The 15,822-nt window shown below is 34.0% G+C and carries 13 protein-coding genes; 11 read left to right on the top strand and 2 right to left on the bottom strand.

The features are described from left to right. Positions 1-108: 108 nt before the first annotated feature. The 11 genes from NCC77_RS19025 (at position 109) to NCC77_RS18975 (ending at position 13,239) form a co-directional block, all read left to right on the top strand. A complete protein-coding gene (locus NCC77_RS19025) occupies positions 109-516 on the top strand; it encodes a GNAT family N-acetyltransferase (RefSeq protein WP_250837017.1) in 408 nt (135 codons plus the stop codon). A gap of 169 nt (positions 517-685) precedes the next feature. Next, positions 686-1,066, top strand: coding sequence for a hypothetical protein (locus tag NCC77_RS19020; RefSeq protein ID WP_250837016.1), 381 nt, complete (start codon positions 686-688; stop codon positions 1,064-1,066). A 177-nt stretch (positions 1,067-1,243) separates the two neighbouring features. Beyond that, positions 1,244-2,326 (top strand): efflux RND transporter periplasmic adaptor subunit, encoded by a 1,083-nt coding sequence (locus NCC77_RS19015; protein ID WP_095929053.1) that lies wholly within the window; start codon positions 1,244-1,246, stop codon positions 2,324-2,326. 120 nt (positions 2,327-2,446) lie between these two features. After that, the gene (locus tag NCC77_RS19010; RefSeq protein WP_250837015.1) at positions 2,447-5,614 is read left to right on the top strand and encodes an efflux RND transporter permease subunit; all 3,168 of its coding nucleotides are present in this window, start codon (positions 2,447-2,449) and stop codon (positions 5,612-5,614) included. Next, a complete protein-coding gene (locus NCC77_RS19005; protein WP_250837014.1) occupies positions 5,607-7,058 on the top strand; it encodes a TolC family protein in 1,452 nt (483 codons plus the stop codon). The genes NCC77_RS19010 and NCC77_RS19005 overlap by 8 nt, the downstream gene beginning before the upstream one ends. A gap of 333 nt (positions 7,059-7,391) precedes the next feature. Then, positions 7,392-7,784 (top strand): type VI secretion system tube protein TssD, encoded by a 393-nt coding sequence (gene tssD / locus NCC77_RS19000; RefSeq protein WP_095929050.1) that lies wholly within the window; start codon positions 7,392-7,394, stop codon positions 7,782-7,784. A 21-nt stretch (positions 7,785-7,805) separates the two neighbouring features. Continuing rightward, positions 7,806-9,662 carry a phage baseplate assembly protein V gene (locus NCC77_RS18995; protein WP_250837013.1) on the top strand — a complete coding sequence of 619 codons (1,857 nt, stop codon included), beginning with the start codon at positions 7,806-7,808 and terminating at the stop codon, positions 9,660-9,662. A gap of 10 nt (positions 9,663-9,672) precedes the next feature. Further along, positions 9,673-9,846 (top strand): hypothetical protein, encoded by a 174-nt coding sequence (locus tag NCC77_RS18990; protein ID WP_250837012.1) that lies wholly within the window; start codon positions 9,673-9,675, stop codon positions 9,844-9,846. A gap of 67 nt (positions 9,847-9,913) precedes the next feature. Then, positions 9,914-10,960 (top strand): DUF2931 family protein, encoded by a 1,047-nt coding sequence (locus NCC77_RS18985; protein WP_250837011.1) that lies wholly within the window; start codon positions 9,914-9,916, stop codon positions 10,958-10,960. Between the two features lies 1 nt (position 10,961). Next, on the top strand, positions 10,962-12,344 hold the full coding sequence (locus NCC77_RS18980; protein WP_250837010.1) for a T6SS phospholipase effector Tle1-like catalytic domain-containing protein: 1,383 nt from the start codon (positions 10,962-10,964) through the stop codon (positions 12,342-12,344). Between the two features lie 331 nt (positions 12,345-12,675). Then, entirely contained in the window at positions 12,676-13,239 is a 564-nt protein-coding gene (locus NCC77_RS18975; protein ID WP_250837009.1) for a DUF2931 family protein, read from the top strand. Between the two features lie 105 nt (positions 13,240-13,344). Here NCC77_RS18975 and NCC77_RS18970 read toward each other — a convergent pair whose 3' ends face one another. Then, positions 13,345-13,614, bottom strand: coding sequence for a hypothetical protein (locus tag NCC77_RS18970; protein ID WP_250837008.1), 270 nt, complete (start codon positions 13,612-13,614; stop codon positions 13,345-13,347). Between the two features lie 423 nt (positions 13,615-14,037). Beyond that, positions 14,038-15,516, bottom strand: a complete 1,479-nt coding sequence (locus tag NCC77_RS18965; RefSeq protein WP_349306055.1) for a tetratricopeptide repeat-containing sensor histidine kinase — start codon at positions 15,514-15,516, stop codon at positions 14,038-14,040. Positions 15,517-15,822: the final 306 nt, after the last annotated feature.

The raw sequence follows: 15,822 nt of genomic DNA, 5'->3' as shown, positions 1-15,822 counted from the left end.
TGATTTATTTTTCTGTAAAGTTTTGATAATTAATTAGATCAATATTTCTGGTTTGCTTTTTCGATTAAATCAAAATGAATTAATTTTGAGAAGCTTAAATAAATTCAAATGGACGTTAAAAAAATAAACGCAAGTGATACTTGGCAAATAAGACACGAAGTAATGTGGCCAGACCAGCCTTTTGAGTTTGTACAGCTTGAAGAAGATAATTTAGGATTTCATTTTGGAGTTTTTGAAGAAGATAAATTGGTTTCTATAGTTTCCTGTTTTATGGAAGAAAAAGAAATGCAGTTTAGAAAATTAGCTACTTTAGAAGAGTATCAAGGTAAAGGAATTGCGTCTCATCTTTTAAAATATATTCTAGAATTTGCAAAAGAAAAAGGTGTAGAAAAAGTATGGTGCAACGCCAGAACCAATAAAAAATCATTTTATGAGAAGTTCGGAATGATAGATACTTTTAAAACTTTTATAAAATCAGGACAAGAATTTACGATTATGGAAATTTTGCTTTCTTAATTGTAAAGTTTAAGTTATTGATTTTTAGTGTTGTAAACAAGGGGTTTAATTTTGAAGTAAAGTGATTAATAAAAATTAAGAGAATGAAAACGTTTTCGTTTTATGGAACTGTTAAACCTTGTTAAAAATTCTTTTTTTGTTTTAATTCTTTTACTACTTTCGCACCGAAATGAGAAAGTTAATAGTATTTTTAGTATTCATGAATATGCTTCTGTTTGGCGGAGGCCAATATTTGAATGCAAATACTTTTGGCGCTCATACTCACCATCACCTACAGAAACATAGAGTTAAGTTTACTAATCAAGATCGGGGGACTTCAACAATTGAAGAAGCTACAGATATTGATTTAGAAGAAGATCTTGTTGGAGGTGAAGATGTTGATTTACTTACGAACAAATATTTTACTGCTTCGTATAGTTTGGTAGACGCTTTATATCTGGCACTTTCAGATCAGTCTGCAGCGAATGATTCCAATCGTTTAAAAATTTCTACGCCTGTTTTTGGGCATTCAAATCCTATCTATATTACTCAACGAGTATTAAGAATTTGATTTTAAAGTATACATCGGTTATCTGAGTTTTGATCTCTGCGTATCTTGCTGTTGTATATTTTTTCTACTTCTGCTTATATGAAAGTTAAGGTCTGGGCTAAGGCTGACTGATGCATTTTAACATCCAAAAGGAATTTTCATTCCAAAGCTTCAATCGCTTAATTTCCAAACTAAATCATGAAAAAAATCATTGTGTTCACAGGCTTAATGGCCTTGGTGTGCTTAACGAGTTGTACATCTAAAAAAGAAGAAAAAGAAGAAGTAGAAAAATTCACTGTTACTAATCCAGTAAGAATTGATACTTCATTTACAAAAGAATACGTTTCACAAATAAAATCGGTTCGTAATATCGAACTTCGCGCCCAAGAAAAGGGGTTTTTACAAAATATATATGTTGACGAAGGACAGTTTGTAAAAAAAGGACAGCTGTTGTTTAAAATTATGCCAAACATGTATCAGGCAGAGTTATTAAAAGCACAGTCAGAACAAAAATCTGTAGAAATTGAATTGCAAAATTCAAAATTACTGGCAGATAAAAATATCGTTTCTAAAAACGAATTAAGTGTCGCTCAGGCTAAATTGCAATCTGCAAAAGCTGAGGTTGCGCTGGCAAAACTTCATTTATCATTCACAGAAATTAGAGCTCCGTTTGACGGAACAATCGACCGTATTCCTTTAAAATTAGGAAGTTTAATTGACGAGGGAGAATTGTTGACAAGTCTTTCAGACAACAGTCAGATGTTTGCTTATTTCAATGTTTCTGAGCCAGAATATATTAGTTATGAAACAAATATTAAAGATCGTGCAGATAACAAAGTGAATTTAGTTTTGGCTAACGGAGATATTTTTAAGGAAAAAGGTAATGTTGAGGTAATCGAAAGTGAATTCAACAACGAAACCGGAAACATTGCTTTTAGAGCAAGATTCCCTAATTCTGGAAAATTACTTAGAAATGGAGAAACAGGACAAGTTCAAATGAATGTTCCTCTTAAAAATGCTATTGTGATTCCGCAAAAAGCGACTTACGAAATTCAAGATAAAAAATATGTTTTTGTAGTTGGAAAAGACAATAAAGTAAGTTCTAGAGAAATCACTATCACTGGTGAAATCCCTGATTTATATGTAATCAAAAGTGGCCTTACAGAAAATGATAAGATCTTGCTTGAAGGTGTTCAGAAAGTAAAAGAAAACGACAAAATTAAATTCGATTACGAATCTCCTAAAGAAGTAATCAATCATTTACGCTTAAAAGCAGAATAGTTTTTTGTTTTAATAGTTTCAAGTTTCAGGTTTCAAGTTGCATACTGAACCTGAAACTTGAAACCTGAAACTTGAAACATTTTAAACTTCAATAAGTTTAATCATTTAAAAAATATAAAAATGTTTAATAAATTTATTCAAAGACCTGTTCTGTCGATAGTAATATCGTTGATTATTGTCTTTTTAGGGGTATTGTCGGTTTTAAATTTACCAATTACACAATTCCCTACAATTTCACCTCCAATGGTGAATGTTACCGCAGATTATCCTGGATCTAACGGTGAATTAATGGTTAAGGCTGTTGTTATTCCTTTGGAAAGAGCCTTGAATGGTGTTCCTGGGATGAAATATATGGCTTCGGACGCTGGAAATGATGGTGAAGCTACAATCAAAGTGGTCTTTAACTTAGGAACAGATCCTAACCAAGCAGCGATTAATGTTCAAAACCGTGTGGCTTCGGTTACCAATAAACTTCCTCCTTTAGTAATTCGTGAGGGTATCAAAATTACTCGTGAGGTGCCAAGTATGTTGATGTACGTGAATCTTTACAGTACAGACAAAAATACCGATATGAAGTTCTTATACAACTATGCCGATATCAACGTTCTTTCTGAATTGAAAAGGGTAAATGGTATTGGTTCTGGAGATATCTTAGGAACACGTGAATATGCAATGCGTATCTGGCTGAAACCAGACCGTATGTTGGCTTATAAAATTTCTGCAGATGAGGTAATGGAAGCATTATCTAGTCAGAGTTTGGAAGCTTCTCCAGGTAAAACGGGAGAAAGTTCTGGTAAACGTTCTCAAGCATTTGAATATGTATTGAAATATTCTGGACGTTTTACAACAAAAGAACAATACGAGAACATTGTAGTAAAAGCAAATCCAAATGGAGAACTTTTAAGATTGAAAGATGTTGCTAAGGTTGAATTTGGAAGCTCGATGTATGATATCTATTCTAATTTGAATGGACGACCATCTGCAGCTATTGTATTAAAACAATCTTTTGGAAGTAACGCGAATCAGGTTATTGAAGAAGTAAAAGCAAAACTGGAAAAGATCAAACAAAGATTCCCTAAAGGAATGGATTATGAAATTTCGTATGACGTTTCTAAATTCCTTGATGCTTCTATCGAAAAAGTAATTCATACTTTGGTTGAAGCCTTTATTCTGGTAGGTTTAGTAGTATTCCTTTTCTTAGGAGATTGGCGTTCTACAGTTATTCCGGCAATTGCGGTACCCGTATCGTTGGTTGGAACTTTTGTATTCATGACATTCTTTGATATTTCATTGAACTTAATTACGTTATTCGCTTTAGTATTAGCAATTGGGGTCGTCGTCGATGATGCGATTGTGGTTATTGAGGCCGTTCACGCCAAGATGGAAGAGGAACACCTCTCGCCATTTAAAGCGACTAAAAAAGCAATGCACGAAATTGCTGGGGCAATTATTGCAATTACTTTCTTGATGGCTGCGGTATTTATTCCTGTTGCATTTATGTCTGGTCCTGTGGGAGTATTCTACAGACAGTTCTCTGTAACTATGGCAACTGCGATTATCCTTTCGGGTATTGTGGCTTTGACATTGACACCGGCACTTTGTGCGATGATGTTAAAAAACAATCATGGAGTGCCTAAAAAGAAAACACCGGCCAATAGATTTATTGATGCTTTCAACGAAAAATTCAATTTAGCGCAAGGTAAATATCAGAACTTACTAGGTAAAATTGTTGACAGAAGAGTAGTTACCATTGTAGCGCTTCTTGGTTTCTGTGCTGGAACATGGTTAATAAGCAGTTCAGTTCCGTCAGGATTTATTCCAAATGAGGATCAGGGAATGTTTTACGCGGTAATCCAGACACCACCAGGATCTTCTTTAGAAAGAACAAATAATATTGCAGAACGAGTTCAGAAAATTGCTGAGGATATTGACGGAGTAAAATCAGTTTCTTCATTGGCAGGTTATGAGATTTTGTCTGAAGGTACTGGAGCTAACTCTGGAACTTGTTTGGTCAACCTAAAAGACTGGAGCGATAGAAAAGAATCTGTTTTGGAGATCATGCACGAAATGGAGGAAAAATGTAAAGATATTGCGGGGGCAAATATCGAATTTTTTCAACCACCTGCCGTGCCGGGTTATGGTGCTGCCGGAGGATTTGAGCTTCGTTTGTTAGATAAAACCGGTTCTGTTGATTATAAGAGAATGGAGCAAGTAAACAACGATTTTGTGGCTGAATTGAACAAACAACCAGAATTATCAAACGTGTTTAGTTTCTATAGTTCTAGTTTCCCTCAATACATGATGAAAGTCGACAATGACTTGGCACAGCAAAAAGGGGTTTCTATCGAAAATGCCATGAATACTTTGTCAACTCTTGTGGGAAGTAACTATGAGATCAGTTTTATTAAATTCGGTATCAACTATAAAGTTATTGTTCAGGCTTCGCCAGAATATCGTGCACAGCCAGATGATATCTTAAAATTATACGTAAAAAATGATCGTGATGAAATGGTGCCTTTTTCTGCTTTTATGAAATTAGAAAAAGTGTACGGACTTTCAGAAATCACACGTCATAATATGTATACCTCAACACAAATCAGTGGTTCGCCAGCTGCGGGTTATAGTTCTGGTACAGCGATTAAAGTAATTCAGAAAATCGCTGCTGAAAAATTACCTAGAGGATATGATATTGACTGGGCAGGTATTTCTGCCGATGAGGTGGCTCAGGGTAATCAGGCAATTTGGGTATTCTTAATCTGTTTAGGATTCGTTTACTTGGTATTAGCTGCACAGTATGAAAGTTTTATTTTGCCATTGTCAGTAATTCTTTCTTTGCCAGCAGGTATTTTTGGAGCTTTCCTTTTATTGAAATTAACAGGATTAGAAAACAATATTTATGCACAGGTTGCCATGGTAATGCTTATCGGATTATTAGGTAAGAATGCCGTGTTGATTGTAGAGTTTGCGATCCAAAGACATGCAGCCGGTAAGTCAGTTTTAGATGCTGCAATGGAAGGAGCAAAAGCAAGGTTCCGTCCAATTTTGATGACTTCGTTTGCTTTTATCGCAGGTTTATTACCGCTTGCCTTTGCAACTGGTCCTGGTAAAATTGGAAACAGAACCATTGGTACTGCAGCGGCAGGAGGTATGCTTATCGGAACCATTTGCGGTGTATTTGTAATTCCGGGCTTGTATTTCATATTTGCTAAAATTGCTGAGAAACACAAATTGGTAAAACATGAAGAAGAAAACCCATTAACAGAAGAAATTGACAACAATCATGTATAAAGTTAAATCATATCAATATAGTATTGCTTTGGCTGTATGTCTAGCAGTTGCAGGGTGTAAAACCCCTGCACCTGAGGCAGCAGTGACTACCAGTACACCAGTTCCAGAATCGTTTGGCTCAACAGTTCAGACTCAGGATGCAAACAGCAATACGGCAGCATTAAACTGGAAAGATTATTTTAAAGATCAGAATCTAGTTGATTTAATAGATACTGCTCTTAAAAACAATCAGGAATTAAATATCACTTTGCAGGAAATTGAAATTGCAAAAAATGATATTCGCGTAAAAAAAGGACTTTTATTGCCAACTGCAGGTTTGCGTGCAGGAGCTGGAGTAGAAAAAGTGGGTAGATATACCAGTCAAGGTGCGGGTGATGCTACTACAGAGATTAAACCAGGTGTAGAAACTCCAGATCCGTTAGGAGATTTTACGATTTCGGCTTATGCAAACTGGGAAGTAGATATCTGGAAAAAACTGCGTAATTCTAAAAAAGCAGCTTTAAACAGATATTTGGCTACAGTAGAAGGTAAAAACTTTGTAATTACAAACCTCATCGCCGAAGTTGCTGATTCGTATTATGAATTACTGGCTTTAGACAATCAGTTGGATATTGTAAAACAAACCATCAAATTGCAGACTAACGCTTTAGAAATTGTAAAAGTTCAAAAACAAGCGGCAAGAGCAACAGAATTGGGAGTTAAGAAATTTGAAGCTGAGGTTTTAACTTCACAAAGTATGGAGTTTGACATTTTGCAGCAGATTAAAGAAACCGAGAATAAAATCAACTTTTTGTTGGGTAGATATCCTCAGGAAGTAAAAAGAACAAGCAGCACTAATTTCTTAAGTTTATTGCCTGCTTCTGTAAGTTCTGGAATTCCATCTCAATTGTTACAAAATCGTCCAGATGTTAAACAAGCAGAATTGGAATTGGTAGCAGCAAAATTAGATGTAAAAGTGGCTCGCGCCGAGTTTTATCCATCTTTGGATATTACGGCAGCGATAGGAGTACAGGCTTTCAAACCTTCTTATTTGTTTACTATGCCAGAATCGTTATTGTATTCTTTGGCCGGAGATCTTGTAGCGCCTTTGATTAACAGAAATGCGATCAAAGCAGAGTTTGCAAGTGCCAATGCAAGACAGATTCAGGCATTGTACAATTACGATCGTACGGTTTTAAATGCGTATCTAGAAGTTTCAAACCAAATGTCTAAGATCGATAATCTTCAAAAGGGTTATGATCTTAAATCTAAACAAGTTGATGCTTTAAATACTTCGATTGATGTTTCAAACGATTTGTTTAAATCGGCTCGAGTAGATTATTTTGAGGTTTTGATGACGCAGAGAGACGCATTAGAAGCGAAATTAGAATTAATTGATACTAAAAAAGAACAGTTGAATGCTGCAGTTCATGTCTATAGAGACTTGGGCGGCGGATGGAAATAATATTGCCAATTAATTTGTAGAAAGAAAGCCTTTTGGGAGTAAAATCCTGAAAGGCTTTTTTTTGTAAGAAAATTATCTTATATTTGCATTTCACTGTTCTGAAAAAAGTGACCATAAACCTCGGAAGCTATTATTTAGTTTTCGGGGTTTTTTATGCTTTTTAAATTTCTTCCGATTGTTAAAATTTAATATTTTTCTTACTTATATGAACTGTCTTACTATATTTACAATACAATTATGTAATATTTTATTTACTTAAATACCACTTCTCATTTATTGATTAAGGTTATAAAATCTACAAAAGCCTGTAAAATAATCAATAACCTTTTAGATATGAGTTTTTTAGCAAAATTAGAATTAGACAATGAAGTGTTTAATGTTTTAGAATTTGATGTTCATTTTACCCAGAATGTCGATAACAACGGAAAACCGGCCAACAAGACAAAAGGCGGACAGATAAAACTTGTAATAGAAACCACACAAACGGATCTGTTTTCAGACTGGATGGTATCTCAGACCAGTGTAAAAGACGGAAAAGTCATTTTTTATCGCAGAGACGCTATGAGCACCATGAAAAATGTAACCTTTAAAAAGGCCTTCTGCATATCGTTTCATAAAAGTTTTAGAAGTGAAGGATCAGTTCCTATGGTTACTGAGATTTTGATTTCATCAAACGAAGTAAAAATTGGGAATACAATTTTTGAAAACAATTGGAAAAACTCATAGCTCTTTTAAAAAACAACTAGTATGGCATTGCAAACAAATACGAATATTAAAATTGGCGAAATAAGAATTGCTAATTTCAACAAATTAGAAGTTTTTCAGACCATTCACGACCACCACACTTTTTCATTCGAAGTAAGACAAGATTTATTAGTAGAAGAATTTAAAAGTGTTATGCCTTTTTCCCAAAAGTTATACGGAGAAAAAATAAGCATAGAAATAAAACCTATAGAGGGTCTGGAAGATCTTATTATTGGAGTAGATTCTAAAGATTACATCATGCAGTTTTACGGCATAGTAACCGAAGTTAAACTGCAAAAATCCCGTATTAAAGACGTAGAAGAAACCATCGTAATAAAAGGAAAGAGTACTACAATACTTTTAGAAAACGGACCCGAATGCAATTCGTTCACCAACATGTCTTTGAATGATATTGTAAAAAAAGTAAAATCAGACTGTGACATTGATATCGATGTAAGACCATTTTATTTAGACAACCTGCCTTACACTGTGCAGTATAACGAAAGCAATTTTGCTTTTCTAAATCGTTTGGCAAAAAGAAATGGGCATTGGTTCTATTATAACGGAAGAACAGCCATTTTTGGAAGTCCGGGCGGTGTGGGTGCAACGCCAAAATTAATGTATGGAATAAACATGCAGGATTTTGATTATACTATAAAACTTCTCCCTGCACTGTTTAAAGTAATAGAAAACGATAACAATGACGGCCAGTATAAAACCGATGAAACTTTAAAATATAGAAAAGAAGCCGATGGTTTTCATCAAAACTTTTTAAACAGGTCTAACGAAGTTTTTAATAAAGAAACCATTATACAGTTAAACCAGACTCCTGTGGGCGGATCCGGAAGGCGATCTTCAGAAGAATATGCCAAAAATAAAATGCGCTCTGTTTTAAGCGGTTTAGTAGAAATAAAAGCTTCAAGCGAAGTTCCAGGCATTACTATAGGAAACGAGGTAAGAGTAATAGGTGTCGACATGCAGTTGGAGAGTTCTTACCGCGTTACACAGATTACACATATTTGCGATGATGGAGGTGGTTACGAAAACCACTTTACAGCTGTAAATTTTAACGGTTCTGTATTTTCTCCCGAAACAGATCCAGATTTAGTGCCTCACTGCAAAAGCCAGACCGCCATTGTAACCGCCAATGCAGATCCTGAAGGACTTAGCGGTATACAGGTACAGATGCCGTGGCAGGCAGCCAAAGGTGAAAGCACACCTTATATTCCTTTAATTCAAAAATACGGAGGTGATGCCAGAGGCTCTCATATCATACCTGAAATTGGCGATACCGTTTTTGTAGACTTTCAGGGCAATAATGCCGAACTGCCGATTGTACTGGGAACTATGACCAGCAGAAAGGAAAAAAGCGGTTATAGTACGCCGAATAATGATATAAAGGCAATAATGCATAGCCGAAGCGGAAACAGAATTATAAATGATGATGCTACTGGAGATATTACAATTGAAAGCCAAAAAGGAGAAACTATAGCAGTAATTCATGGAGATGGAAACATTAGGTTTAAAGCTCCTAAAAATATTGAATTGGAAGCAGGGGAAGATATTGTTATGAAAGCTGGGAGAAATATAAAAATTGATGCTAAAGAGGATATTGAGGTTGATGCAGGTTATAATATCTCTCAAGAAGCTCAAAATGATATTTATGTAAATGCAAATGGGAATATTATGGAAAGATCAGATAATAGGACTGAATTGGTTGATAAAGATTTTAGTCGTACTTCAGACAGTTCAAATGAAATAGCCTCGAAAGCAAGTCTTTATAGTCATGAAGAAGACATGACCATACAAAGCGGAAAGCAAGTGCGTATTAATAGCACAGAAAAATCTAATCTTTTTTAATTTAATTTTTATGGCAATTGCAAAACAAGCGAAGATTATTCAAATAAAAGTGAGTGATTCTTATCAATTAACTGTTGGCAGAAAACTTGAAAAAAATGCCAATAAATTGAATTATGAAGCTACAAAAGACGATTTGAATTTGATTTGTGGTAAAAAAATAATAATAAACGGTGAGAAAAAATAGTATCAAGAAATACAACATCTTATTATGTTTCATCATAATAATAGTGATAACTGTAGTAACAATAACAATGAGTTCATATATAGAAAAAAAATATGAGTGGGCAGCAAATATTTGTGCACCAAGAGAGTATCCTGTAGAAGTTTATACAGGAGCAGCAGGAGGCTATTTTTTTAGCCAAATGGGCGGATTTAGCAATTCTGGCTGGGGAGGATTGGGTAGTATCGATTATATAAAAGCACCAGTGCCAGACAGACTTGATATGACATGGTTATCATATGTAGACAATAAATTCTATAAAGGCGATTGGAAACTCCCTACAGAAAAAATAAAAAAGCTTTTTGATGAAGGATTTCCTGCTAAACCAGGTTTAGAAAATGTAAAGGAGTCTTATGATTATATAAATATTGGTCTCGGACCAAAAGGAATGGTTATAGTATGGGTAGCGGGGGCTGGTAGTCAGGTGGAAGTGGCGCGATTTCAGGCTCATGAAACGGTAATAGATCCTAAACTTATTATCGAAAGCGAAATGTATATGTTTCGAAAAGGTTATAGTCAACATAGATTAGAAAACAATTTTGTTATATCTGAAGACGTTCGGGAACAAATCAAACAATACGGTTATCCCCAATCAGAAGTTTATGAGGAGTATAGAGAAAAATATTTATGGAAACCACGAGTAATCTTGCCGGAAGGTTCTAAGCTTACTTCAATGTACATTAAAATGTGTAATGGAGAAAAGGAAGATCCTTATGATAAGCCAATAGATACGAAATATAGAGCCATTCCTTACGCTTTTCAAATTTACTGGTCAGTTGCTAAAGGCAAAAAAGAACGACGGTTTGTGTCTAGAATTGCTTTTACTAAAGATAAAGAATATTGGGCAAAATATCTTAAACCTATGGGTAAGGATGAAATTCCTGTAGATTTTGATAAAAACGAGATTCGAATGCTGTATAAAGAGCATCTTGATAAAAATAAATCTGCAGAAATGGTAATAAAAATCGATCCTACAAAACAAGAGGATGATAAGTGGGTAGTAGATTTTTATATAGAACAAGAAGGGAAAAAATATAATTTAAATCAAAATTGTCAAGATTCTGGTAAACTAAACTAAGATGAGTATAGTATTTGGAGATTACATGCCACCTAAAAAAGAATTGAAAACTAATGAAGTAATCATTGGTGTTTTTTTTGACGGCACCAATAACAATAAAAATAATACCAAAGCCAAAGAATATTATGATAAAAGGGCAAGAGGCGAAAAATTGACTCCAAAAGAAACAATTTCGGCAGATGCTTATCGAAAAAATGGGAAAGACAAAGAAAGTAGCAGTTATTACAATGCTTGGTCGAATGTGGCAAGGTTGAGTGATGCTTACCCTTTAGAATTAACCACATATATTGACGGTATTGGTACGGAAACTGAAAAAGCTGATTCTGTATTAGGGGCTGGCCTAGGTACGGGATTTGTTTTTAGTGGTACTGGAATATTAGATAAAGTAGAAGCGGGCTGTAAAGAAATAGTCAATAATTTAAAAAGGAATAGTATTTCAGAAGTAGATATTCTGTATTTAGATGTTTTTGGTTTCAGCCGTGGTGCAGCTGCCGCTAGAGTTTTTTTAGATGAAATTAGCCAAAAAGCGTATCCATTATCGGCTAATCGAAAAAATAAAGGAGGTGCTTTGGGGTATTATTTGGCACAAAAAGATGTTAAGGTAGGTTTAATAAAAGTTCGTTTTTTAGGTCTTTTTGATACGGTATCTTCTTACTCGACTTTAATTGATGGGAAACCAAATTTTGATAATGACACTAAGCAGTTACCATTAAATAATCTAATTAAAGCAGAATCAGTTATGCATTTTACTGCTGCAGATGAGCATCGAAATAATTTTTCACTTACTACAACTAACGTCGGAAAAACAAGAGAATTCCCGGGTGTACACTCAGATGTTGGAGGAAGTTATAATAATGGTATTGAAGTAGTAAAAGTAATCGAGAAAAACTTTAAAGAAAAATTGGAGAAACTTTCAGAGAAACTAGTTGATAGTGCTTGGTATTTAAAAGATCAATTAGAGATTTCTTTTTTTGGTCCTCAACATGAACTTAAAGGCACTAGAAATTTAAAAAACTCATACAGTTATATTCCATTGCATTTTATGGCAGAAGCTGCGATAAAGCAGAGTGTTCCTTTTGATAATACAAAATTGGTTATTGATAAGTATAATATTTCAAATAATCCATTATTAGCTCGAGTAAAAAAACGTTTACATAAGTATGTTTTTGAAAACGCACAATCGTATACTTTTAAATGGTATGGAAATATTCATGAAAAGTATAAAGGAGTAAAAAATGGAGACAGCAGATTTGAAGCATATCAGCAAGAGCTACAAGAGCAAGAAGATTTAAGAACGTTGCGAAACCAATATTTGCATTGGTCTGCAGATAATGGTTCTATTGGGATGGAACCAACAAAAGATCGGAAGCGTAAAACGTTTTAAATAAAATTGCTCAATCAAATAGGTTATAAATAATAATTTAAAACAATAAAAATGAAATTAGTCCTAACAATCTTTTTAATAATATTAATTGCTATATCTGTACAGACCTATTTTTTAAATGGAGAACCCCATTCTGAGGAGGCAGTATGCTTTGGAGCTCTTATAACGACTGATATACTATTAATCTTTGTTTATCTTCGTGAGAGCGAGAATTTACTGTATAGAAGAGTAATAGGGACTCTATTATGTTGTTTTGTAATTATTACAGTCAATTTTTATCTGTTTTTTTTGTACATACAGGAATTGGGTAGAGCTTTTAGAAATTAAATTTATGAAGGAAGAAGTAATGTATAATCGAACGAATAAATTGCTTACATTAATTTTGATAATAACAGTAATTGCAAATGTTATTCAATGTTATAATTATAAACCAAATGAAAGATTTGACTGGACAGGAGGTGTTATAAGTAGTAAAGGAAATATTGTACAGGTTGCAGCCTGTGATTTTAAAGGAAATGATTATCATATTAATAAAGATAAGATACTGGATAATAGTTGGAATGAAATTAATGGTTGCGAAGAGTATATGAAGAATGTTTTCTTTCCTGATAGTCTGTCGATAAAATGGTTTTCTTACAAAGAACAAAAATTTTATGGTGGTGATTTTGTTTTGCCAATTGAAATGATCCGAACAAAAGCGGTACAAATGGGAATGCTTCCGAGTGTCAAAAATGATTATGACTCTGATAAGATTCTTCATTTTATTGCTGAAGTTCAGCCCAATGGGAAATTTGCAGTTTGGATGCAAAAGTTTGATAAAAACGACAAGGATACAAAATTTAAAATTGGAACATATCAAGCCAAAGAAATAAAAGCAACTTGGCATACTCGATAGCACGGATTTGCAATCCGTGCCCGCAAAGATTGGTTTTCAATTTTAAGTAAAAACAAAACCCTGCAAATATCAATTCGCAGGGTTTTCAATTTTTATTAAAATTATTTATTTATTACTAGCACAAGCCTTATAAATCTGCTTTTCTGAAAATGGCGATAAGGCTTCGGCGAGATTTCGGCTCGTTCTTAAACAGCTCAGTATTTTTTGCCTTAAATTAATATCGTCGCCAAATTCTGTATGCATGAGGAGCTCGAAGATTTCCTGCAAATACATGGGTTGTTCTTTGTACTCTCCTTCAAACAATTCGTCTGAAAGGAAATTAATTACGGATGGCATTACATCACGATGTGTTGGTTTTTGATTTTCTTTTAGCATAATCGAAAATATTAGACACACGAAACCCTCGCTTTAGATGTGCTAAAATACCCGAATAGGATAGATTTACCATTGTTTCCGCAGGTACATCATGGCGAGGGAATCGCTTATGTTAACTTATAAAGTTTTTAGGATGATATCCTAGGTATTTTAGCAAAGCAAAGATATGCTTTTATTTTAAAAAGAAAGAAAAAACTTACTTTTTGTTTTTAGCTCAGAATTTAGGTTTAAAACAAAGATAGAAAATATTATTTGTGGTTGAGTTGCTCCGATCGCGCGGATTTGCAATCCGTGCCCGCAAAGATTGGTTTTCTATTTTGGATAAAAACAAAAACTACATGATTCTTTGTAGCTTCTGTTTTGATAATTTGTATTGTGTCTTATTGGTTGCGGGCACGGATTGCAAATCGGCGCTATCTGGGTTTATTTAGGGATTGCTATTTTAGCTTTAAAACCGTTTTGGGGTTCTGTTTCAAATTCGATGGTTCCTTTGATGGTCTGAATTCGGTGCTCCATGTTTTGAAGCCCATTTTTAGAAATCTTCGTTTTCTCACAGCCAATTCCGTTATCGGTATAATTTATCAGAATTGATTTCTGATCGCTGTCAAATTTTATCACGACCAGGCTTGCTTTGCTATGCTTTTTCATGTTCACCATTAATTCCTGCAGCACTCTTCCAATCGTGATTTTCTTTATCTCATCTACATCTTCCCAATTTACACTTTCTAAATTAGTGGCAATGATGTTTCTCTCCACCGTATTGTAGGCAGAAAGCATTTCTTTTATGCTTTTGGTAAAGTCTTTGCCCGTTTCAATCTTATTGTTTTCTTTTGAAATTCCTCTCACGCGGCCATAAATGTCATCCAATTTCTGTAGAAGATTCTCTTTGGTGTTTTCTACAGCAAGTGGCTGAGATTCGGCAAAAGCAATTACTTGGAACACATCATTGGCCAATTCGTCATGGATTTTTTTAGAAATTCTGGTTTCTGTATCGTACGAACTTTTAAACTCGATAGCCTTGTTTTTGTTTTTATAATAGCGGATTAAAATTGCAATTAGGATGACTAAAAAGATAAAAACAATTACAAATACAATTCGAAGATATTTGGCCTTTTGAAGAGATAATTGATTTTCTGCTTTTTCTAAGCGCAGTTTTTCATTTTCGTCTTTTTCCTTTTTCGCATCGTACTTAATTTTGGCAGACTTATTTTTAAAATTATTTCTGACTTTAATGATGCTGTCGTTTAGTGTAAAGTATTTTTGCGTGTATCTGGGAGTGTTAGAAGTGTTATCATTTGAAATTAAAATTTGCAAGGCTTCTAATCTTTCGTCGATGCTATTTATTTTTGTTGCAGCCTTATAAGCTAGTAGAGCGTTTTCGTCGGATTTGTATATGTCTTTTTTAGAATAAAAATCAGCAAGGTGGAGATAGCTTTCAATACTTCCATATATGTCCTTAGTGTCAATTCTGATTTTCAATCCTTCAATCATAAGTTGAAAACCTTTTTCATCCATTCCATTTTTAAAATAGGCATAACCCAAATTATCTAGGAGTATGGATTTATCACTTGGTTTAGCTCTTTTCTTTAAATCTTTGTTTGAAAGAGATTTTAAAAGATACTCGAAAATATGAATTGCTTTGTCGTATTTTTTTTGATGAGTATAGACAACCGCAATATTTTGTATGGGATCATGTTTTAAAAGCGGATCGGTATATTCCTTTATAGCTTTTTTATAGTAAAGAATAGCGTCATCATAGAGCGAAAGTTCTTTGTCAGCAATGCCCAAAGAATTATTACTACTAGCAAAATAAACGCCTTTTTTAGCATAAGGTAATGCTTCGGTCACGATTTCTTTACTACCATAATAGTCGCCGTTCCTCTGATGGATATTTGCTATCATAAGATATATGTAGGAAATATTAGCACTGTCTTTTATGGCTTCATAAAGCTCCTTTGATTTGTTAAATTGAGAATAAGCAATATTAAAGTTTTGTTTATCAAAATTTTCAATTGCTTTATTTCGTAGAGCAAGTGCTTCTTTCCTTATCGATTCTGTCTTTGGGCTAATAGGCTTTTTTTCCTCGCATGAAAAAAGAAAAAGAAGTATCATAAAATAAAAAAACGGGGAACGTAACATGCAAATTTACTTTCCCCGAAAATAGTAAATTAATTATATATTTTATTGTTTGTTTTTTGAAGAAAAAGC

Origin of the sequence: Flavobacterium tyrosinilyticum (assembly GCF_023656565.1) — a bacterium.
Lineage (GTDB): Bacteria > Bacteroidota > Bacteroidia > Flavobacteriales > Flavobacteriaceae > Flavobacterium > Flavobacterium tyrosinilyticum.
This window is presented reverse-complemented; position numbering and strand designations above follow the sequence as displayed.